The sequence below is a fragment of the Nesterenkonia marinintestina genome (assembly GCF_025420485.1).
Classification (GTDB): domain Bacteria; phylum Actinomycetota; class Actinomycetes; order Actinomycetales; family Micrococcaceae; genus Nesterenkonia; species Nesterenkonia marinintestina.
Genome location: NZ_JAOEFD010000006.1, coordinates 21,693 through 41,704 on the forward strand (window position 1 = coordinate 21,693; position 20,012 = coordinate 41,704).

Sequence of the window (20,012 nt, forward strand, 5' to 3'; positions counted from 1 at the left end):
CTGGGACACGATGACTGACGCCGCAGCCCGCACGCCGTCGCTGAGCCTGCCTCCAGGATTCGACGTCCTCGCCGACGACGCCGAGATCGCCCCCACCGTGGTCCGGGCGCTCGCCGACGTCGAGGAGCGCCTCCTCGCAGGACTCTCCAGCGCCGACGAACTCACCCACTCCGCCGCCCGCCACCTGGCCGAGGCCGGCGGCAAGCGCGTGCGCCCGCTGCTGACCGTGCTGACCTCCCTTCTGGGCGACGGTCCGGACGCGAACGTCCGGCAGGCCGCCGCCGTCATGGAGATGACGCACCTGGCCACCCTGTACCACGACGACGTGATGGACTCCGCCCCCGTGCGCCGCGGCGCGCCCGCCGCCCACGAGGTGTGGGGCAACTCGGTGGCCATCCTGACCGGGGACATGATCCTCGCCCGTGCCTCCCAGCAGATGTCGACCCTGGGCCTCGAAGGCACCCGGGTGCAGGCGGAGACCTTCGAACGCCTCGTCCTCGGCCAGCTCCACGAGACCGTCGGCCCTCAGGAGGGCGAGGACGCGAAGGACCACTATCTGCAGGTCATCGCCGACAAGACCGGGTCGCTGCTGGCCGCGGCCGCGCGCCTGGGCGCACACTTCGGCGGCTGTCCGGAGTCGACCGTGGAACAGGTGGAGGCCTATGGGGAGGCCGTCGGTGTGGCGTTCCAGCTCGCCGACGACGTCATCGACATCACCGCCGACTCCCGGGTCTCCGGCAAGACGCCCGGCACCGACCTGCGCGAGGGGGTGCCCACGCTGCCGGTGCTGCTTCTGCGCGAGGCCGCGGACGCCGGCGATCGGGAGGCCGTGGAGATCCTCGCCCTGGTCGACGGCGACCTCAGCACCGACGAGGCCCTGGCCGAGGCCGTGGCCGCCGTCGTCGCCCATCCGGTCGCACGCCGGTCCTGGGAGGTCGCCCACGCCTGGGCCGAGCAGGCGAAGCAGGCCGTGGTGGGGCTTCCGGAGTCCACCGTGAAGAGCGCGCTCATCTCCTTCGCCGACGCCGTCGTCGACCGCCGGGCCTGAGTCCGCCGCAGTCCGCCGCGGGCTCGGAGCGCCGGGTGCCGCCCGGAGCGGCTCAGGCCTTCCGCCGCAGCACCTCCTGCAGGGCGGGTCGCAGCTGCTCCGCCCACCGGGCCCGCTCCTCAGGGGCCATCGGCTCCCTGAGATGCCGGTAGAGCATGTCGTCGCGGTACCGCGGGAACACGTGCAGGTGGTAGTGCCAGACGTGCTGGTTCCCGGCCGGCTCGTTGTGCTGCCGCACCGAGGTGCCCTCCGGATCCCAGGCCAGACGGATGGCCAGGGCGACGTCGCGCGACATGATGCCGATCTTCGCCGCCAGGTCGTCGTCGAGGTCATAGAGCGACTCCCGGTGGGCCGTCGGTGTGATCATCGCGTGGCCGGGATGGGGGCCGAAGCCGTCGGCGGCGATGAAGACCAGCAGATCCTCGTCCCGGTGGACCAGATCCGTGAGCTCGCACCGGTTCGACGGGTGCGAGACGTCACCGGCGGCGAGGCTGCAGAACGGGCAGCTGTAGTCCGGCGGTTCGTGGGAGCGCCAGAGCGGAGCCCCGTCGGCGTCGAGCATCGCCTCCCGGTAGCTGGGGTTCACAGATCCTGCGGCCGTTCCGCGGTGGGCCATCAGTCCTCCTCGAAGGAGAAGTCGAGCAGGTCGAAGACGAACTCGCTGACCGTGGCGTCCTCGGGGGTCCACCTGCCGTCGGCCGTGCTGCGGCGCCTGATCAGCGGGTCCGGCACGTCGAGGTCCTCCACCGGCACGCCCCACACCCAGGTCTCCTCCTCGTCCTCGAGGAAGATCAGGTGGCCGTCCTCGATCTCCAGCTCGTCGGCGTCGAAGAAGAAGTGATGGGCCTCGAGGATCTCCTCGCACCGGCCCAGCGCGCGATGGAACTCATCGAGGACCAGAGGCAGCTCGAATCCGTCGGGGAGCGGTGATGCGGTGAGCCGGGCGTCGAGCTCCTCCCGGGTCAGCCCGTCCTGGGGCGACCAGTGGTCGTCGAGGTGGGTGGTCACCAGCTGCTGGAACTTCTCGAGGAACATCTCGGCCATGGGAGCCATTCTAGGAGTCGTCGGGGTGCTGGGGTCGCGGCGCATCGGGTGTGATGTCGGCAACCTGAGGAACACTGCGGGTCGGGGCGACGTTGACCAATACGGCATACTGTTCTGTGGCAATTCGCTCTGTGCGCACCACCGGTGAAAGGACGATCCTCGACGTGTCTGACAACGCCCATCCCCGGCCTCTCCGTGTCGCGATCATCGGCGCAGGGCCGGCCGGAGTCTATGCGGCGGACATCCTGGCTAAGTCCCAGGACAAGAGCGAGCACACGTTCAGCATCGATCTCTTCGACCGCTACCCGGCCCCGTTCGGTCTGATCCGCTACGGCGTGGCGCCGGATCACCCCCGCATCAAGGGCATCGTCAGAGCCCTGCACAAGGTGATGGACCGCGGAGACATACGCCTGCTGGGCAACGTGGACGTCGGCTCGGACATCACCCTGGAGGATCTGCGTCGGCACTACGACGCCGTCATCTATGCCACCGGCGCCATCAGGGACGCAGAACTGGACATCCCCGGCATCGGGCTGGAGGGCTCCTTCGGCGCGGCCGACTTCGTCTCCTGGTACGACGGCCACCCGGACTACTCCCGCGACTGGCCGTTGGAGGCCGAGCAGGTCGCTGTGATCGGCAACGGCAACGTGGCCCTCGACGTGGCGCGCGTGCTGGCCAAGCATGCCGAGTCGATGCTCACCACCGAGATACCGGACAACGTCTACGAGGGGTTGGCGGCCTCGCCGGTGGCCGACGTGCACGTCTTCGGCCGCCGCGGACCGGCTCAGGTGAAGTTCACCCCGTTGGAGCTGCGCGAGCTGGCCCATGCCGAGGACGTCGACATCGTCCTGTACGAGGAGGACTTCGAGTTCGACGAGGCCTCGGACGAGTCGATCCGGACCAACAACCAGGTCAAGACCATGGTGAACACGCTGACGAACTGGCTCGTCGAGCAGGAGGAGCGCACCGAGGAGTCCTCCCGGAGGCTCCACCTGCACTTCCTGCATCAGCCGGTGGAGATCCTCGAGGGCGTGGGCGAGCGTGCCGGCAAGGTCGCCGGGATCCGCTTCGAGCGGATGGAGCTCGACGGCGACGGCGGCGTCACCGGCACCGGTGAGCACGTCGACTACGAGTGCCAGGCCGTCTACCGGGCCATCGGGTACTTCGGCTCACAGGTCGCCGGGCTGCCGTTCGACTCCCGCCGCGGCGTCATTATCAACGAGGCCGGCAGGGTCATCGGCGAGGACGGCGCCCACGTGCCGGGGACCTATGCGACCGGGTGGATCAAGCGCGGGCCCGTCGGACTGATCGGGCACACCAAGGGTGATGCCCTGGAGACCGTGGGCTGCCTGCTCGAGGACATCCACCAGCTGCCGTCGGCCCAGGAGCCGGAGGAGCAGTCCGTGATCGATCTGCTCGTCTCACGGGGGGTGCAGTACACCACCTGGGAGGGCTGGCTGCAGCTGGATCAGCATGAGGTCGGCCTCGGATCCGAGGCGACGTCGCAGGGCCCCGTCGAGCGGGAACGCGTGAAGGTCGTCCCGCGGGAAGAGATGGTCCGCATCTCCCGCCAGCTCGACCGCGACCTCGGCTGAGTCCCCTCCCTCATCACATCGAGTCCCCGATCTCCGCGGCGTGTCGGGCCTGAACGGCCCTGAGATGCAGCGGAGATCGGGGACTCGATGTCTGAGGCACGAACTAGTTCTGTACTCCGACCTGCCGCATCACTTCCATGTGATGCGATGGTCAACGGAACAGCCCCCGCGTCAGTGAGTTCGAGGATGATTCGGTACCCCTCACCGGGGAGCCTCAGAACTCCCAGCGAACTTCGTCGTCTCCGCCTTCATAGACCAGAGTTCCGCTGTCCTGATCGAGATCAAGGAGAAGGAGCCCAGAGCTGCTCGTCCCCGGACGTGCAGCGTCGAGCAGATCTCCGCTCGGGACGCAGTCGTACTCGGCCGGACTCCCGAGTCCTGCGTCAGTCACCTGATCATCATCATCGAGCACGTAGAAGTCGTAACCCTCGATGTGGATGGAGTCTTCGGCTTCGGAGGAGGCCTCCACGGTGAGGTCGACTCCTAAGAAGGCGCCGGACTCGGGCTGCCACACGTCACTGCCCTGAGTGCATTGAAAATCCGGAGTGATCGACTCCACGGTCATCGTGCCGATCTCACTTCCCGACCACCAGTCCGTGAGTGCGACGGGCTCGCCTAATGGGGTGACGCCGCCTTCCGGTTCCGTCTCCTGGCTCGGTTCCGGAGCGATGCCGTCCTCGGAATCAGGACGTTCGTCCTCCTCGGCGACAGGCTCGTCGCCCTCGTCGAAGAGGTCGTCACCCTGGCCTATGGATGGAGCGCTGCCGAAAGTCTGCTCGATCTCGGAGACGATTGCGCCGAAGAGGACCAGGAGTATCGTCGCCATGATCGTCCCGATCCCACCTGTGATCGCTCCGGCCAGCCCCTGCTCCCGACCCCTCCGCTTGAGGAAGGAGATGATGCCGAGAACCACTGCAGTCGGTCCGAGCAACAGAGCGAACATCCCGAGTCCTGGAATCCAGCCGATGGCGATGGCGACGATCCCGGTGACCATCGCGGCGATGCCCAGCCCGACCCGCTCGGGAGGGTAGGTAGAGGACTGATCGGAAGGGTGCGCGTGATGCTGGTCCGTCATGAATACATCCCTCTGTTGTGCACGTGGTGAGAAGATGACCTGTCCCGAGAACTGTCGCTGTGACACGGAGTCCTTGAGCGGCCTGATCTGCGATTTCAGTCTACGTCAGGCTGATTCCCAGCATGGCGTCAGATACGCCGAGGTAGAGGGTGGGTCGCGCTGTCGTGTTGCACGGTGACATCCCCCTACCACTGAGGGATGCGCGGATTCATCTCCGGGTCATCCAGCTTCTGGGCCGCTGTATGGCCCACCGGACACAGATCGAGTCCCCGATCTCCGCGGCGTGTCGAGCCTGAACGGCCCTGAGATGCGGCGGTGATCGGGGACTCGATCTGTGTGTCTGGGGAGAGCGGCTCAGCCCTGGGGCCCGGAGCCTCGGTAGCCGGCCAGATCCTCCAGGCGTCGTATGCGCTCGGGCATCGGAGGGTGGGTCGAGAACAGCTGCTTGGCGCGGCCGCCGAAGGGGTTGGCGATCATCATGTGCGCATGCGCATCATGCTTCGGGTCCTCCTTCATCGGCTGACGCTCGATGCCCCCGGCGAGCTTGTGCAGCGCCGAGGCCAGCGCCAACGGGTCACCGGTGAGCTGCGCGCCGTCGGAGTCCGCGTCGTACTCGCGGGTCCGGCTGATCGCCATCTGGATCAGTCCCGCGGCCAGCGGCATCAGGAGCACGGCCACCAGCGAACCGATGAGCGCCAGCGGATTCCCGCCGCCGCTGTTCCCGCCCCGGCCCATGCCGAAGAGCAGGAAGAACTGGCTGACCGTGGTCAGGATCCCGGCGACGGCGGCGGCCACCGAGGAGATCAGGATGTCTCGGTTGTACACGTGCATCAGCTCGTGGCCGGTGACTCCGCGCAGCTCCCGCTCGTCGAGCAGGTTGAGGATGCCTTCGGTGAAGCACACCACCCCGTTCTCCGGGTTGCGTCCGGTGGCGAAGGCGTTCGGCGTCGGCGAGGGAGCGATGTAGATCCGCGGCACGGGCTGCTGAGCCCGCTGCGCGAGCTCCTCCACCATTCCGTGGAGCGCCGGCGCCTGTTCGCGGGAGACCGGGTAGGCCTTCATCGCGCGCAGGGCGATCTTGTCCGAGTTCCAGTAGCTGTAGGCCACCGAGACCAGGCCGATGCCGGCGAACAGGATCAGGAAGAACGAGTTGCCCGAGGAGTAGGCGAGGATCGCGCCGACCGCGAGCAGCAGTCCGAAGAGCACGGAGAGCAGGCCGACGGTGCGGAGCCTGCCGTTGTGGTGATTCATCGTGTGGGGTTCCTCATCGCATGTTGACGAACTGCAGGTCCGCGTCGTCGAAGTCCTTGAGCAGGGCGATCACCGACTGGAGGTCGTCGCGGGACTTCGAGCTCACACGCAGCTCGTCGCCCTGGATGGTGGCCTTCACCGACTTCGGTCCCTCATCACGGATGATCTTCGAGATCTTCTTGGCGGTGGGCTGGTCGATGCCCTCCTTGATCAGGCCCTCGATCCGGTGCTCCTTGCCGGAGGCGTAGGGCTCGCCGGAGTCGAAGGACTTCAGTGAGATGCCGCGCTTGACCAGCTTGGAGCCGAAGACGTCCTCCACGGCCTTCACCCGCTCCTCGGAGTTGGCCCGCATGAGGATCTTCTCCCCGGAGAAGTCGATCTCGGCTCCGGTGCCCTTGAAGTCGTAGCGCTGGGCGATCTCCTTCTGAGCCTGGTTCAGCGCGTTGGAGACCTCCTGCTTGTCCACTGTGGAGACGATGTCGAAGGTTGAGTCCTTGGCCATGGGGATCCTCCTCGGGAGGTCGGGCGACGACGCGGCGACCGGGTCTGATCTCGGTCGTTCGGGCGGGTCGTCGCAGATGTGTTCAGGTCCTGAGTCCCATCCTATGGCGTCAGTCTCGACGCTTCCTGGGATATTCGCGGCAGGCGGACGGCGGATTGGAACAAGTCCCCACGGTTCGGGTAAAGTTGGCTGGTGCCTCATCGGGGCGGTGCGACCGTCGGTCGTCACAGGCCCCGACGATGGACCGCGGCAGATTACCCGAGCGGCCAAAGGGGGCTGACTGTAAATCAGCTGGCATAGCCTACGGGGGTTCGAATCCCTCATCTGCCACCGCACGATCTGGGCCCGGAACCGCAATCGGTTCCGGGCCCAGATCCGTCTCTCACCGCTTGTCGACCGCCCGGGGTGCTGGCGTAGGGTGGCGCGCATGGCTACTAACGACCTGCGCAGCGCCTCAACTATCGATCTGACGGCCGAAGGCTTCCAGCAGGCCCTCGAGGACAACGACATCCTGTTCGTGGACTTCTGGGCCGACTGGTGCGGTCCCTGCAAGAGCTTCGCTCCCGTCTACGAGCAGGTCTCCGCTCAGCACGACGACGTGACCTTCGGCAAGGTGGACACGGAGTCCGAGCAGGAGCTCGCCGCCGCCGCGAACATCACGTCCATCCCCACTCTGATGGCGTTCCGCGAGAAGGTCCTGGTGTTCTCACAGCCCGGGGCACTCAACGCCCAGCAGCTCGAAGAGGTCGTCACCGCGGTGAAGGGACTCGACATGACCGAGGTCCACGCCGAGGTCGCCGAGCAGCAGGCTGAGGACGACTCCCAGCAGGCGGAGGGCGACGCCCGGCAGTGACGACCCGCGGGCCGGTGGTGCGGACCGCCGCGGCCGAACGGGGCCGCCTTCAGCGCCCTCGGTGGTCCGCCGGCGCCAGCTTCGGCCCGTACCGCTGCGGTCGCAGCCCGCTGAGACCGATGAGCCGGACGACCCGCTGCCGGTGGCCGGACCACGGACTGAGCAGGCGGAGCATGCCGGCGTCGTCGGTGCGCCGTCCGGTGAGCGCCTCCCCGACTCTCTGGGCGAGATGACAGTCCCCGACGCTGACGAGATCTGCGGCACCGTGGGTGCGCTGCAGCGTCTCCGCAGCCGTCCAGGCGCCGATGCCGGGCAGTCGAGTCAGCGTCTCGGCCAGCTGTGCGGTCGAGGTGAGGCCCGTCTCGGTGCGCTCCAGGCGTCGCAGTGCGGCGTCACGCTCCACGGTGAGCCGCACGGTCCGGGCCAGCTGCGGCTGCACCCACATCCGGTGCCACCGCCAGGCCGGGACTCCGTGCAGCACCGAGGCTGACGGCGGAACCCGCATCCCCTCCGGCGCCGGGCCGGGCGGAGGCTCCCCGAATCCGCGCAGGAGCTGCCGCCAGCAGCTGCGCGCCTGATCATGGGTGACCTTCTGCTCCAGGATCACGGTCACCAGCTGTGCGGTCAGCTGTCCCGCAGCGGGCAGACGCAGACCCGGATGGCGCCGCCGCACGCTGAGCAGAGCCCGGGAGCACGGATCGTCCGCGCCGCGCAGCAGGTCCTCGAACTCCCGCCAGTCGTCGCGGTCGCCCACCAGCGCGGGAGCCTCCCGCAGCGCCGCCTCGAGCGTCAGCGGGTCCGCCGCCCAGGCCCGGACCCGCACCCGGTCCACCGTGATCAGATCCAGACGCACCGTGGCCGCCGCACGCGGACCGGAGCGTGCGGCACGGTCCGAGGAACGGTCTGCGGCACCGTCTGGGACGCAGGAGGAGGCGGACGGCCGACGGCACAGCCAGGCTCCGCTGCCCGAGGCGTCGATCCGGACCGCCGGATCTCCTCGTCCGCGCTGCAGCGGACCGAGGGTCAGCCCGAGGTCGAGGGGGCCGTCGAGCTCGACGACGGTCTCGGCGCACTCCGTCGCCGGCGCAGATCGCGGCGCCGGTGCCGAGGGTGCGGCGCGGAGGCCTGCCGATGTGGTCACGTGACCATCCAACCACCCACCGATGACATGACGTCGACGATCTGGGAGGGCCCCCGGACGCAGATTGCGTCGCGCGTCGGCGTCGGAGCGGGCACAGGTGGTCATGTCACCGGTGCTGGATAGGCTGTATCCATGCGCTACGCCTCCTCCGTCGTCGACCTGATCGGCCACACCCCTCTCGTCCGGCTCAACCGCGTCTCCGAGGGGATCGCGGCCACCGTGCTGGTCAAGCTCGAGTATCTGAACCCGGGGGGCTCCATCAAGGACCGCATCGCCCTGCGGATGATCGAGGAGGCCGAGCGCAGCGGCGAGCTGCGCCCGGGCGGGACCGTCGTCGAGCCGACGTCGGGCAACACCGGGGTGGGACTGGCGATGGTCGCCCAGCAGAAGGGGTACCGGTCGGTCTTCGTGACCGTTCCCAAGGTGGCCCGCGAGAAGCGCGACGTGCTCCGGGCCTACGGGGCCGACGTCGTGGTCGGACCGACCGGGGTCCCCCCGGAGTCCCCGATGTCCTACTACGGGGTCTCCGACCAGCTGGCCGCCGAGATCGAGGGCGGCTACAAGCCGGACCAGTTCTCGAATCCCGCGGCCCCGGCCTCCCACTATGAGTCGACCGGTCCCGAGATCTGGGAGGACACCGAGGGTCGGATCACCCACCTCGTCGTCGGAGCCGGGACCGGCGGCACCGTGACCGGGACGGGACGCTACCTGCAGGAGGTCTCCCGCGGTCGCGAGGGGGGACCCGTCCGCGTCGTCGTCGCCGACCCCGACGGCTCGATCTTCTCCGGGGGAGAGGCGCGCCCCTACTTCGTCGAGGGCGTCGGGGAGGACATCATGGTCGACAACTATGACCCTGAGGTCCCCGACGCGCACGAACGCGTCACCGATGCCGAGTCCTTCGCCATGGCCCGACGCCTGGCCACCGAGGAGGGTCTGCTCGTCGGCGGCTCCTCGGGCACGGCCGTGGTGGCCGCGCTGCGGGTCGCCGAAGGGCTGGGGGAGGACGACGTCGTCGTCGCGATCCTGCCCGATTCTGGGCGGGGCTACCTGGGCAAGATCTTCAACGACCGGTGGATGGCCGACCACGGATTCGGGGCGGCCGCCGGCGTCGCCTCCGGGTCGGAGGTCACCGTGTCGAGCTCCGAGGAGGTCACCCGCGCCGTGACGGGCGGGCGCATCGCCGCGGACCGGGACGCGGGGACGGACTCCGGCGAGTCCGCGGAGCCCACCGCGGCCGACCTGCTCGCCGCCAAGCGCGACCTGCTGGGCTCCGTGCTGCCCGACGTCATCTCGGTCTCACGCACCACCGTCCTGAGCGAGGCCGTCTCCGTCATGAACCGCTACGGGGTCGACATCGTGCCGATCATCGACCGGTCCGGGATCGGGACGCGCATCGGCGAGGTGCATGGGGTGGTCGACCTCGCCCGCCTCTCGGAGCAGCTGATCTCCGGGGAGGCGTCGGTCTCGGACACCGTCGCCCAGCACCTGGACGACGCTCTGCCGCTCATCGGTGCGACCGAACCCGTCTCCGAGGTGCTGCAGGCGCTGCGGCGCCGCCCGACGCTGCTGGTGGCCCTCGAGGGCGAGATCATCGGCGTCCTGACCCGCAACGACCTCCTGGCCCACCTCTCCACGAAGGAGTCCTGACCCCACGATGACCGAGAACACGCCCCCACACCTGGAGTCCGCCGGCCGTCGGCCCCGCGGATTCGCCACCGCCGCCGTGCACGCGGGACAGGAGTTCGATCCCACCACCGGTGCCGTGGTGCCCCCGATCCACCTCTCCTCGACCTACGCCCAGGACGGGATCGGAGGGCTGCGCGGCGGGTACGAATACGGCCGGGCCGCCAACCCGACGCGGACCTCGCTGCAGACCCAGCTCGCCGCCGCGGAGGGCGGATCGTACGCCTTCTCCTTCGCCTCCGGTCTGGCCGCAGAGGACGCCGTGCTCCGAGCCGTCATGCGTCCGGGCCAGCAGGTGGTGATGGGGAACGACGCCTACGGGGGGACCTTCCGCCTCATCAGCCGGGTCCACGGCGAATGGGGCGTCGTCACCCGACCGATGGACCTGGCCGACCTGAACCAGGTCGCCGAAGCGCTGAGCGCCCCCGAGGCGACCGTCCTCTGGGTGGAGACTCCGTCGAACCCGCTGATGGCGATCACCGACATCGAGGCGCTGGCCAAGATCGCCCGGAGCTCCGAGGCGCTGCTCGTGGTCGACAACACCTTCGCCACCCCCTACCTGCAGCAGCCGCTGGCACTCGGCGCCGACGTCGTCGTGCATTCCACGACGAAGTACATCGGCGGCCACTCCGACGTCGTCGGAGGTGCGGCGGTGGTCGACGACGCCGACCTGGCGGAGAAGATCGGTTTCCAGCAGTTCGCCGTGGGTGCGGTCTCCGGACCGCTGGACGCCTATCTGACCACCCGGGGGCTGAAGACGCTGGGAGTGCGCATGGACCGGCACTGCTCCAACGCCGAGGCCGTGGCCGCGCACCTGGTCGGCCATCCCGCCGTGGAGCGGGTGCTGTATCCGGGCCTCGCGGACCACCCCGGCCACGAAATGGCGAAGCGGCAGATGAGCGGCTTCGGAGGCATGGTCTCTGTCCAGCTCGCCGGTGGGGAGCCGGCCGCGCGCAAGGTGGCCGAGGGGACGAAGCTCTTCCAGCTGGCCGAGTCGCTGGGCGGGATCGAATCGCTGATGAACTTCCCCCACGAGATGACCCACGCCTCGGTGCGCGGCACCGACCTGGCCGTGCCCGTGAACCTGCTGCGCCTCTCCGTCGGGATCGAGGACGTCCGCGACCTCATCGACGACCTCGACGCAGCGCTCGCAGGACTCTGAAGCGGAGGGGCGGGCCCGATGTCGGAGACCTCACCGGCATGTCACCTCGCCGCCGCGCAGCGGTGGGGCCTGAGCGGAACCGTCCGGGCGGTGTGCGTCGTCCGACGACTCGTCGACGACCCTGAGGGCAGAGTCGGCGTCTCCGCCATCGACAAGCGGCCGGTCGACGGTCCCGTCATGGTGCGGCGATTCGGACTCCACGGCGACGTCCAGGCGGACCGACAGCATCACGGCGGTGAGGACAAGGCCGTCTACGCCTACGCCGACTCCGACGCCGCCTGGTGGGCCGACCGGCTCGACGAAGACGTGCCGCCTGGTCGGTTCGGAGAGAATCTGCGTCTGGACGGGCTCGATGTGACCGGCGCCGTCGCCGGTGAACGATGGCGGGTCGGCGAGACGCTGATCCTCGAGGTCACCGGACCGAGGATCCCCTGCGCGACCTTCGGCCGGTGGATGGGGCGGGCCGGGTGGGTCCGCCGCTTCCTGGAGGCGGGACGGCCGGGGGCCTACCTGAAGGTGGTCACACCCGGTGAGGTGTCGACCGGAGACCGGGTCGAGATCATCTCCGTCGCGGAGGGGACCGGTCCGACCGTGGGAGGCGCCGCACGATCGAGAGTGCGCTGACAGGCCGCTGACCTGGGGCGATTCGAGTAGTCTGAGTTCGTCGGGCCTCATCGATGAGTCCGAGGCTCGTCCGCTCGCACCGCTGAACAGCGGCCGGAGGCAGCGCCGGCCGCGCCGCCGGAGGTCTCCATGTCCTACGTCTCCCCGCCCGACGTCGTCGAAGCCGTCCTCGACGCCGGCGACTCGAAGAGCAGAATGGGTGCGGGGCAGCTGATGCTGCGCGCCGGCGTCGCCGTCTTCCTCCTCGGAGCCGCCACGATGCTGGCCACCACGGTCACCGTGGAGACCGGATACGGGTTCGTCGGCGCCCTGGTCTTCCCCCTCGGTCTGACCATCGTGCTGCTGCTGGGCATGGAGCTCGTCACAGGAGCCTTCGCCCTCATCCCCCCGGCCATCCTGGACGGGCGCACCACCACCGGGCTGATGCTCCGGAACTTCGGCTGGGCGCTGGTGGGCCACGTGATCGGCGGGCTGCTCGCCGGCGTCCTCGCGGCCGCGGTGATCTCTCGCCTGTGGTCGGACGAGTCCACGGCCGTGGCCCGAGAGCTGATCGACACCGCGGTCGGACAGACGCTGGACTATCAGGAGCTCGGCGTCGTCGGCGGACCCGCCCTGGCCCTGCTCAGCGGGATGCTCTGCAACTTCCTCGTCGCCCTCGGAGTCGTCCTCGCTCAGACCAGCTCAAGCACCGGTGGGAAGATCCTGGCCATCTGGCCGCCCATCGTCGCCTTCTACGCCATGGAGCTGGAGCACAGCGTCGTCAACCTCTTCGTGCTGCCGACTTCGATGATGCTGGGCGCGCCGATCGGTGTCGGGGACTGGTGGCTGTGGAACCAGATACCCGTTCTGATCGGCAACCTCATCGGCGGGGCACTGCTGGTCGGTCTGCCGCTCTACTGGGCCCATCGCCGGAAGTCCTGAGCCGACGGTTCGGGTAGTCCGGACGGTGCGTGAGCCTCGTGCCGGCACGTGATCCCGGTCTCTAACAGTGCGTACGGAGACGTCATGCCGTAGACTGTTCCGGCATCCTCCGGATGATCCCGACTTCTCCTGCTGACTCCAGGTGGAAGCGGAGCGCCCCACAGCGGTTCCGCAGATCCTGTCGAGACGTGTTGTGTGTCCCTTCGGGTCGACTCCGGAAACGACAGCGACCGAGAGTCCCCGTACCGTCCGCGACGCACCAGCGTGCGGACGTCCCGCCCAGCCCAGAGCCGGTGCACCCTGCCCTGTCCATGTCCGCGCCCGTCCCGGGCGTGATCGGACTGAGGTGGTCGACGCGCCGGTGCACAGGGCGGGTCCGGGGAACGCGGTCGCGTGAGACGACAGAAGGAGTCACCCATGACCGTCGCAGAACACGCCTCCCCGCAGGAGGCCGCCGAGACCGAGTCCGCCGCCGCTCAGAGCTCCACCGAGCAGGAGCAGCAGGGGCAGCACGAGGAGCAGGGCCCCCGCTTCGCGGAGCTGGACCTCGACGCGCGGATCCTCGCCGTCGTCGAGCGGCTCGGCTACGAGTCCCCGTCGCCGATCCAGGCGCAGACCATCCCCCTGCTGTCCGCCGGCCGCGACGTCGTCGGCCTGGCCCAGACCGGCACCGGCAAGACGGCCGCCTTCGCGCTGCCCGCCCTGACCCACCTGGCGCGCGCCGCCGACGCCGGGGAGCTCGACGACGCTCCGCAGACCCTGGTGCTGGCGCCGACCCGCGAACTGGCGCTGCAGGTGGCCGAGGCGTTCACCACCTACGCCGCCGACGTCGACGGCCTCTCGGTGCTGCCGATCTACGGAGGAGCCCCCTACGGTCCCCAGCTGGCCGGGCTCCGCCGCGGCGCCCACGTCGTGGTCGGCACCCCGGGGCGAGTCATCGACCACCTCTCCCGCGGGTCCCTCGACCTCTCCGCGGTGCGTCATCTGGTGCTCGACGAGGCCGACGAGATGCTGCGCATGGGCTTCGCGGAGGAGGTCGACCAGATCCTCCAGCAGACCCCGGACCGCAAGCAGGTCGCGCTGTTCTCGGCCACGATGCCGCAGGCGATCCGCCGGATCTCTGCGCAGTACCTCAACGACCCGGTCGAGGTGTCGGTCAAGGCCAGGACCACCACGTCGTCCACCATCCGTCAGCGGTGCGTGCAGGTCCGTCACTCCTCGAAGCTCGAGGCGCTGACCCGGATCATGGAGACCGAGGCCCACGACGCCGCCATCGTCTTCGTGCGCACCCGCGCCGCCACCGAGGAGGTCGCCAATCGGCTCTCGGCCCGCGGGTTCCGCGCCGCGGCGATCAACGGTGACATCCCGCAGAACCTGCGCGAGAAGACCGTGGAGAACCTGCGGGAGGGCCGGGTCGACGTGCTGGTGGCCACCGACGTGGCCGCCCGCGGCCTCGACGTCGAGCGCATCAGCCACGTGTTCAACTACGACATCCCGGTGGACACCGAGTCCTACGTCCACCGGATCGGTCGGACCGGGCGGGCCGGCCGCTCGGGCGAAGCTGTGCTGTTCGTGACGCCTCGCGAGAAGCGGCTGCTCCGCGCCATCGAGAAGGCGACCCGGCAGAAGGTGGAGCAGATGTCGATGCCCACGCTCTCCGACGTCAACGTCTCCCGGCTGCAGCGGTTCGCCGAGCGGATCACCCAGACCCTCGCCGCCGAGGATCTCGAGGACTATCGGGACCTGGTGTCCTCCTACGTCACCGAGCACGACGTCCCGGCGGAGGAGGTCGCCGCCGCCCTGGTGTCGATGATCCACGACGGCCGCCCCCTCCTGCTCGACGACTCCGGCCCCGACGACCTCGTCCGACAGGCCGAGCGGTCCCTCGAGGAGGACCGAGGCGACCGTCGAGGAGGCTCCGAGGGACGTTCCGGCGGGCGCGGCCAGTTCGGGGAGCGCGGAGGAGCGTCGCCGGTGCGTGAGGCGGGCGAGGGCAACGCCATGTACAAGATCGCCCTCGGCCGCCGTGACCGGGTCAATCCCGGTCACATCGTCGGGGCGATCGCCAACGAGGCGGGACTCTCGGCGAAGCAGATCGGGAGCATCGACATCCGCAACACCCATTCGCTGGTGGAGCTGCCCGAGCACCTGAGCGGCGAGCAGTGGGACGCGCTGGCCAAGACGCGCATCGGCGGAGAGCTGATCCGGCTCGAGCGTGACACCGGCCCGCACGGCACCGGCGGACGACGCTCCGGCGGGGACCGCGGAGGTCGGGGTGATCGCCCCAAGGGGCACCGCGGGAGTCGTCAGCAGGACGGCCGGCGCGGAGGTTCGAAGTTCGACTCCGACAAGGGGCGGGGCCCGCGCCGAGGGTCGGACCGGTTCGGTCGCTGACCGGCGCGAACAGGCCCGGATCGCCGCCGGGACGGGCGTGACCGAGGTCTCCGCAGGCTGATTTCTCTGCCTGTGGAGGCGGCTGGTAGAGTATCTGCTCGTTGCCCCAATAGCTCAGTGGTAGAGCGTCATCTTGGTAAGGTGAAGGTCCCGGGATCGATTCCCGGTTGGGGCTCTGGACTGAGGGCCCGCGCAGCGCAGAGCATCGTCGCAGATGCGCCTGCCGGCGCGGGCATTCCTCATTCCGGGGCGGTGTAGCTCAGCTGGTTAGAGCGCACGACTCATAATCGTGAGGTCGCGGGATCGAGCCCCGCCACCGCTACAGAAATGCAGAATATGGGAGGACCCCCGGGCACACCGCCCGGGGGTCCTCCCATGTCCGGAGTCTCGAGCATGACGAGAGTTTCGGGGGCTTCGCCTATGAATACGGTTCGGGCTTCGACAGAGAGGAAGCCCGAACCACCCACGTAGCTGAACGACATGGTCGTGCTGAAGCGCGTGTGTGACTCCGCCGCCTCCGCCTGTTGCCGCCCCCAGACTCATTTGCTAGTGTGATTTGCGATAGCGAAGCACTTGGCGGGAGGTCGACCATGGCGCAGCACTTCAGCATCGGCGCGGCGGATCTCGGTGTCGAATCATACGACCGTCCGCCGCTCAGTCGGCCGCTCTACGGCGCCGATCCGCTGCAGGCGGCCTCCCGGATGGTCCTGAAGGCCGGCCGGTTCAGCGGGTACGCCTCCCGCAGCGAGTTCCTGTGGGCGGGCCTGGTGCTCTCCGCGGCGGGGACGCTGCTGGTCGGTGCCCACTCCCTGCTGCGCCGGTCCACAGAAGGCTCGTTCGCCTCGACCCCGTTCCTCACCGACACCGGCCTGCTCGCCCTGATCACCCCGCTCGGACTGATCAGCGCCCTGGCGTGGGCCGCATACCTGGTCATCACACTCAGTCTGATGTCCCGGCGGCTCCATGACGCCGGCATCAGTGCCGCGGCGATGCTGGTCGGACTCATACCCCTCGTCGGCGGGCTCGGGCTGCTGATCCTGCTCATGCTTCCCTCGCGGCCGGAGATGCGGTGCTTCGAATGGGAGGACCTCCGCTGTGACTGACCCGCGCCCCGAGGGCAGGCGTCCCGGATCCTAGACTGTCGCCATGACTGACGACCCCACAGGCGATGACCCGCACGCGGAGGCCGTCGGGTCCATGGACGCCGAGCATCGGCTCGCCGTCTACGGCACCCTGGCGCCCGGTCGATCCAACGAGGCCGAGCTCGCCGGCGTCGAGGGCACCTGGACCCGCGGGACGGTCCGGGGACATCTCTTCGCCCAGGGTTGGGGTGCGGCCAGCGGCTACCCCGGCATCGTCCTCGACGACCACGGCCCCGAGGGCGAGGTCCACGTGCTGACCTCGCCCGAGCTGTCCCGCCACTGGCATCGGCTGGACGCGTTCGAGGGGCCCGGCTATCGACGGGCGACGGCGGAGGTGACGGTGGCCGGCGAAGTCGTCGCCGCCCAGGTCTACACACTGGTGGAGGAGGCCTGAGCGCAGACCCGCCGCCCGGCGCCGCACCTGCGATACCGTGGTGACCTCACCCGGCGCTGCGGCGCCGCACCGGCCCCGACCCGCCTCCGCAGAGGAGCCCGCCCGATGAGCACACCGCCGCTCGACCCGTGGACCCACGGGTCGAAGGCCTATCGGACGACGCTGCTGCTGGGCATGGGGCTGACGCTCCTGGCCGTCATCATGCTGATCGTAGGCACCCTGGTCGGCGACGGCCCGATCTCGGGAGCGGTGTACGTCGTGCTGGGTGCTGGTCTGCTGCTGCACCTGATCAGCATCGGACTGCGCATGCGCGACGCGAAGACCAACATCGAACACCGGAAGGGCGGCACATCGTGAGCATCTCCACGGCGCGGGAGGGTCACCAGTACCCACCGGCACATCCGTACCAGGTCAGCCGGGAGGCGATCCGCGAGTTCGCGACCGCTGTGAAGTCCCAGCACCCGGTCCACCATGACGTCGACGCCGCTCGGGAGCTCGGTCACCGTGACCTGGTGGCACCGCCCTCCTTCGCCGTGGTCGTCGCCCAGCGCGCCGAGGCCGCGGTCGTGCAGGACCCGGAGGTCGGCATCGACTTCTCCCGCGTCGTCCACGCCGACGAGCGGTTCACCCACCACAGCCCGATCCTGGCCGGAGACACCCTCACCGCCGCGACCACCCTGGACCGCATCCGAGTCATGGGCGCCGGGGCGATGGTCACCACGCGCACCGAGATCGCCGACCAGGACGGCGCCTCTCGCTGCACCGTGCTGTCGTCACTGCTGGTGCGGGCCGACGAGGAGGACGACGAGACCGGGGGAGGCCGGGCATGAGCATCGACATCAGCACGCTGGAGAAGGGCACCGAGATCGGCTCCCGCGAGGTCGCCCTCTCGCGGGCCGACCTCATCCGCTACGCCGCCGCCTCCGGAGACCACAACCCCATCCACTGGAACGAGCGGTTCGCCCGTGAGGTCGGCCTCGACGGGGTCATCGCCCACGGCATGCTGACCATGGGGCTGACCGTGGACCTGGTCTCCGAATGGGCCGGCGATCCGGCCGCTGTGGTCGACTATCAGGCGCGGTTCACCCGCCCGGTGCCGGTGCCCGACGCCGAGGACGGTGCTCCGGACGCACCGACCGTCACGCTCACGGTGTCCGGCAGGGTCGGCGCCGTCGACGTCGAGGCCGGCACAGTCAGAGCGGACCTCACGGTGACGCTGGGTGAGACCAAGGTCCTCGCCAAGTCACAGGCGGTCGTCCGTCTCTGAATGTCGCGCCGGGATGTCCCGGCGCGGTCTCGGAGGCCGTCGTATACTCACCTCACGGATATGACCCCTCGCGCCGCGCGGGGCGCGTCCCTGCGGCCTCGTCGTGGGCCGTCGCAGCACTCGATCACGGATGAGGGGACACCCCATGAAGCTTCACGCAGATGATCTGACCGTCTCGCCCTGGGCCAAGGTCCTCGGCCTCGCGTCCATCTCGGCCCTGGCGCTGACCGCATGCGGCGGCGACGACGGCGGCGGGGACGACGGTGACCAGCCCGCCGAGGGTGAGGCGGAGGCTGAGGCCCAGGTGGAGGCTGACCTCGACGTCGACGTCGAGTCCGACGACCTCCAGCTCATCGAGGACGGCACCCTGAAGGTCTGCTCCGACGTGCCCTACCCGCCGTTCGAGTACTTCGACGACAACGGCGACGTCGTCGGCTTCGACATCGACATCGCCCAGGGCATCGCCGATGTGCTCGAGGTCGAGCTGGAGGTCGTGCAGACCGGCTTCGAAGGCATCCAGTCCGGTGTGGCCCTGAACTCTGAGTCCTGCGACCTGGCGATCTCCGGGATGACCATCACCGAGGAGCGGGCCGGCAACATGCTCTTCTCCGAGCCCTACCTCGACGACAATCTGGCGCTGCTGTCCCCGGTGGAGGGCGACATCGACGGCCTCGACGCCCTGGACGGCCAGACCGTGGGCGTGCAGTCCGACACCACCGGCGCCGACTACGCCGAGGGGGAGGGCTTCGACGTCCGCGAGTACCCGGACTCGGGTCTGCTGCTGCAGGGCCTCGAGTCGGGCCAGGTCGACGCGGCGATCGGCAACATCTCCATCCTCGGATACCAGGCCGGCGAGAACCCGGACTTCGGGTTCGACGAGGAGATCGACACCGGTGAGCAGCTCGGTGTGGCCGCCCAGTCGGACAACCAGGACCTGATCGACGCGGTGGACGAGATCCTCGCCGAGATGGACTCCTCCGGCTACATGGACGACATCGAGGAGCAGTGGTTCGGCGACGGCGAGACCCCCGAGGAGGGCGAGGACGCCGCAGCCGAGGACGACGCCGAGGGTGATGAGGCTGAGGGCGACGAGGCTGAGGACGAGGACGACAGCTGATCCTATGGCCCTGACGACCCGTGACCGAGCGCGGCTGAGTCTCGGCATCCAGGCCGGCGTGTTCGCCGTCGTGGTGATCGCGCTCATCGTGGTCATCGACTGGGAAGCGATCCGACTGAGCTTCTTCGACGTCGCCGCCGTGGCGCCGATGTTCCCGGAGATCCTCACCGTCGGTCTGGTCAACACCCTGAGCTACACCGCCGTCGGCTTCGCCCTCGGGCTGGCCGGCGGCATGGTGCTGGCGCTGATGAAGCTCTCGAGCTTCCCGGTGTACCGCTGGCTCGCGACCGTCTACATCGAGTTCTTCCGGGGCATCCCGGCGATCCTGGTGTTCCTCGCGCTCGGCTTCGGCGTCGCCATCGCCTTCGGCTGGAACCTCACGTCCCTGCAGATCGCCGGATCCGCCCTGGGCCTGGTGGCCAGCGCCTACATCGCCGAGACGCTGCGCGCCGGCCTCCAGGCCGTCCCCAAGGGGCAGATGGAGGCGGCGCGCGCCCTGGGCATGCCCGCATGGCGTGCCATGGTGACCATCCAGATCCCGCAGGCGCTGCGCATCGTGATGCCGCCGCTGACCAACGAGGCGATCCTGCTCACCAAGGACTCCTCGCTGATCTTCGTGGTGGGCCTGACCGCCGGGGCCGGCGAGCTGACCAAGTTCGGCCGCGACGGCATCAACATGTACCAGGCAGGGCTGACCCCGCTGGTCGCCGCCGGAGCCTGCTATCTCATCATCACCGTCCCGCTGTCCCTGCTGGCCCGCCGCATGGAGCGGCGCACCCCGGCGAAGAAGTGAGTGCCT

General features: G+C 69.3%; 21 protein-coding genes and 3 tRNA genes. 18 read left to right on the forward strand and 6 right to left on the reverse strand.

Annotation, left to right across the window (positions count from 1 at the left end):
- The first annotated feature begins 10 nt into the window (after positions 1-10).
- On the forward strand, positions 11-1,048 hold the full coding sequence (locus N7E59_RS06135) for a polyprenyl synthetase family protein (RefSeq protein ID WP_261624046.1): 1,038 nt from the start codon (positions 11-13) through the stop codon (positions 1,046-1,048).
- Between the two features lie 52 nt (positions 1,049-1,100).
- Here the strand turns inward: N7E59_RS06135 and N7E59_RS06140 are convergent, their stop codons facing one another.
- Together N7E59_RS06140 and N7E59_RS06145 are read right to left on the reverse strand one after the other, a co-directional pair.
- Entirely contained in the window at positions 1,101-1,610 is a 510-nt protein-coding gene (locus N7E59_RS06140) for an HIT family protein (RefSeq protein ID WP_261624183.1), read from the reverse strand.
- A 53-nt stretch (positions 1,611-1,663) separates the two neighbouring features.
- A complete protein-coding gene (locus N7E59_RS06145; RefSeq protein ID WP_261624047.1) occupies positions 1,664-2,092 on the reverse strand; it encodes a hypothetical protein in 429 nt (142 codons plus the stop codon).
- Between the two features lie 164 nt (positions 2,093-2,256).
- Between N7E59_RS06145 and N7E59_RS06150 the strand changes: the two genes are divergently transcribed.
- Positions 2,257-3,687: an FAD-dependent oxidoreductase gene (locus N7E59_RS06150; protein ID WP_390905019.1), complete on the forward strand. Its 1,431-nt coding sequence runs from the start codon at positions 2,257-2,259 to the stop codon at positions 3,685-3,687.
- Between the two features lie 214 nt (positions 3,688-3,901).
- Here the strand turns inward: N7E59_RS06150 and N7E59_RS06155 are convergent, their stop codons facing one another.
- The 3 genes from N7E59_RS06155 to N7E59_RS06165 form a co-directional block, all read right to left on the reverse strand.
- Positions 3,902-4,828: a DUF4190 domain-containing protein gene (locus N7E59_RS06155; RefSeq protein ID WP_261624048.1), complete on the reverse strand. Its 927-nt coding sequence runs from the start codon at positions 4,826-4,828 to the stop codon at positions 3,902-3,904.
- Positions 4,829-5,116: 288 nt separating this feature from the next.
- Positions 5,117-6,013, reverse strand: a complete 897-nt coding sequence (locus N7E59_RS06160; RefSeq protein WP_261624049.1) for a M48 family metalloprotease — start codon at positions 6,011-6,013, stop codon at positions 5,117-5,119.
- Between the two features lie 13 nt (positions 6,014-6,026).
- Positions 6,027-6,515, reverse strand: a complete 489-nt coding sequence (locus N7E59_RS06165; protein ID WP_261624050.1) for a YajQ family cyclic di-GMP-binding protein — start codon at positions 6,513-6,515, stop codon at positions 6,027-6,029.
- Positions 6,516-6,763: 248 nt separating this feature from the next.
- On the opposite strand from N7E59_RS06165, the gene N7E59_RS06170 reads away from it, so the two are divergent.
- A tRNA-Tyr gene (locus N7E59_RS06170) sits at positions 6,764-6,845 on the forward strand.
- 97 nt (positions 6,846-6,942) lie between these two features.
- Positions 6,943-7,368 (forward strand): thioredoxin family protein, encoded by a 426-nt coding sequence (locus N7E59_RS06175; protein WP_261624051.1) that lies wholly within the window; start codon positions 6,943-6,945, stop codon positions 7,366-7,368.
- Positions 7,369-7,417: 49 nt separating this feature from the next.
- Here the strand turns inward: N7E59_RS06175 and N7E59_RS06180 are convergent, their stop codons facing one another.
- Positions 7,418-8,509, reverse strand: coding sequence for a DNA-3-methyladenine glycosylase family protein (locus tag N7E59_RS06180; RefSeq protein ID WP_261624052.1), 1,092 nt, complete (start codon positions 8,507-8,509; stop codon positions 7,418-7,420).
- Positions 8,510-8,641: 132 nt separating this feature from the next.
- Here N7E59_RS06180 and N7E59_RS06185 point away from each other — a divergent pair, with 132 nt between their 5' ends.
- From N7E59_RS06185 to N7E59_RS06250, 14 genes are all read left to right on the forward strand, one after another.
- A complete protein-coding gene (locus N7E59_RS06185; protein ID WP_261624053.1) occupies positions 8,642-10,156 on the forward strand; it encodes a cystathionine beta-synthase in 1,515 nt (504 codons plus the stop codon).
- A gap of 7 nt (positions 10,157-10,163) precedes the next feature.
- On the forward strand, positions 10,164-11,354 hold the full coding sequence (locus tag N7E59_RS06190; protein ID WP_261624054.1) for a cystathionine gamma-synthase: 1,191 nt from the start codon (positions 10,164-10,166) through the stop codon (positions 11,352-11,354).
- An 18-nt stretch (positions 11,355-11,372) separates the two neighbouring features.
- Complete coding sequence (locus N7E59_RS06195) at positions 11,373-11,978, forward strand: MOSC domain-containing protein (RefSeq protein ID WP_261624055.1); 606 nt, start codon at positions 11,373-11,375, stop codon at positions 11,976-11,978.
- A 129-nt stretch (positions 11,979-12,107) separates the two neighbouring features.
- Positions 12,108-12,899, forward strand: coding sequence for a formate/nitrite transporter family protein (locus N7E59_RS06200; protein ID WP_261624056.1), 792 nt, complete (start codon positions 12,108-12,110; stop codon positions 12,897-12,899).
- A 417-nt stretch (positions 12,900-13,316) separates the two neighbouring features.
- Complete coding sequence (locus N7E59_RS06205) at positions 13,317-15,293, forward strand: DEAD/DEAH box helicase (protein WP_261624057.1); 1,977 nt, start codon at positions 13,317-13,319, stop codon at positions 15,291-15,293.
- 103 nt (positions 15,294-15,396) lie between these two features.
- Positions 15,397-15,468, forward strand: a tRNA-Thr gene (locus N7E59_RS06210).
- Between the two features lie 73 nt (positions 15,469-15,541).
- Positions 15,542-15,615 (forward strand) — tRNA-Met (locus N7E59_RS06215).
- Positions 15,616-15,883: 268 nt separating this feature from the next.
- Positions 15,884-16,396, forward strand: coding sequence for a DUF805 domain-containing protein (locus tag N7E59_RS06220; protein WP_261624058.1), 513 nt, complete (start codon positions 15,884-15,886; stop codon positions 16,394-16,396).
- Positions 16,397-16,439: 43 nt separating this feature from the next.
- Positions 16,440-16,829 carry a gamma-glutamylcyclotransferase family protein gene (locus N7E59_RS06225; protein WP_261624059.1) on the forward strand — a complete coding sequence of 130 codons (390 nt, stop codon included), beginning with the start codon at positions 16,440-16,442 and terminating at the stop codon, positions 16,827-16,829.
- A 105-nt stretch (positions 16,830-16,934) separates the two neighbouring features.
- Positions 16,935-17,186 (forward strand): hypothetical protein, encoded by a 252-nt coding sequence (locus tag N7E59_RS06230; protein ID WP_261624060.1) that lies wholly within the window; start codon positions 16,935-16,937, stop codon positions 17,184-17,186.
- Positions 17,183-17,659, forward strand: a complete 477-nt coding sequence (locus tag N7E59_RS06235; protein WP_261624061.1) for a MaoC family dehydratase N-terminal domain-containing protein — start codon at positions 17,183-17,185, stop codon at positions 17,657-17,659. The genes N7E59_RS06230 and N7E59_RS06235 overlap by 4 nt, the downstream gene beginning before the upstream one ends.
- Positions 17,656-18,096 carry a MaoC family dehydratase gene (locus N7E59_RS06240; protein WP_261624062.1) on the forward strand — a complete coding sequence of 147 codons (441 nt, stop codon included), beginning with the start codon at positions 17,656-17,658 and terminating at the stop codon, positions 18,094-18,096. The genes N7E59_RS06235 and N7E59_RS06240 overlap by 4 nt, the downstream gene beginning before the upstream one ends.
- 145 nt (positions 18,097-18,241) lie before the next feature.
- Positions 18,242-19,213: an ABC transporter substrate-binding protein gene (locus tag N7E59_RS06245; protein ID WP_261624063.1), complete on the forward strand. Its 972-nt coding sequence runs from the start codon at positions 18,242-18,244 to the stop codon at positions 19,211-19,213.
- A 4-nt stretch (positions 19,214-19,217) separates the two neighbouring features.
- On the forward strand, positions 19,218-20,006 hold the full coding sequence (locus tag N7E59_RS06250) for an amino acid ABC transporter permease (RefSeq protein ID WP_261624064.1): 789 nt from the start codon (positions 19,218-19,220) through the stop codon (positions 20,004-20,006).
- Positions 20,007-20,012 lie beyond the last annotated feature (6 nt).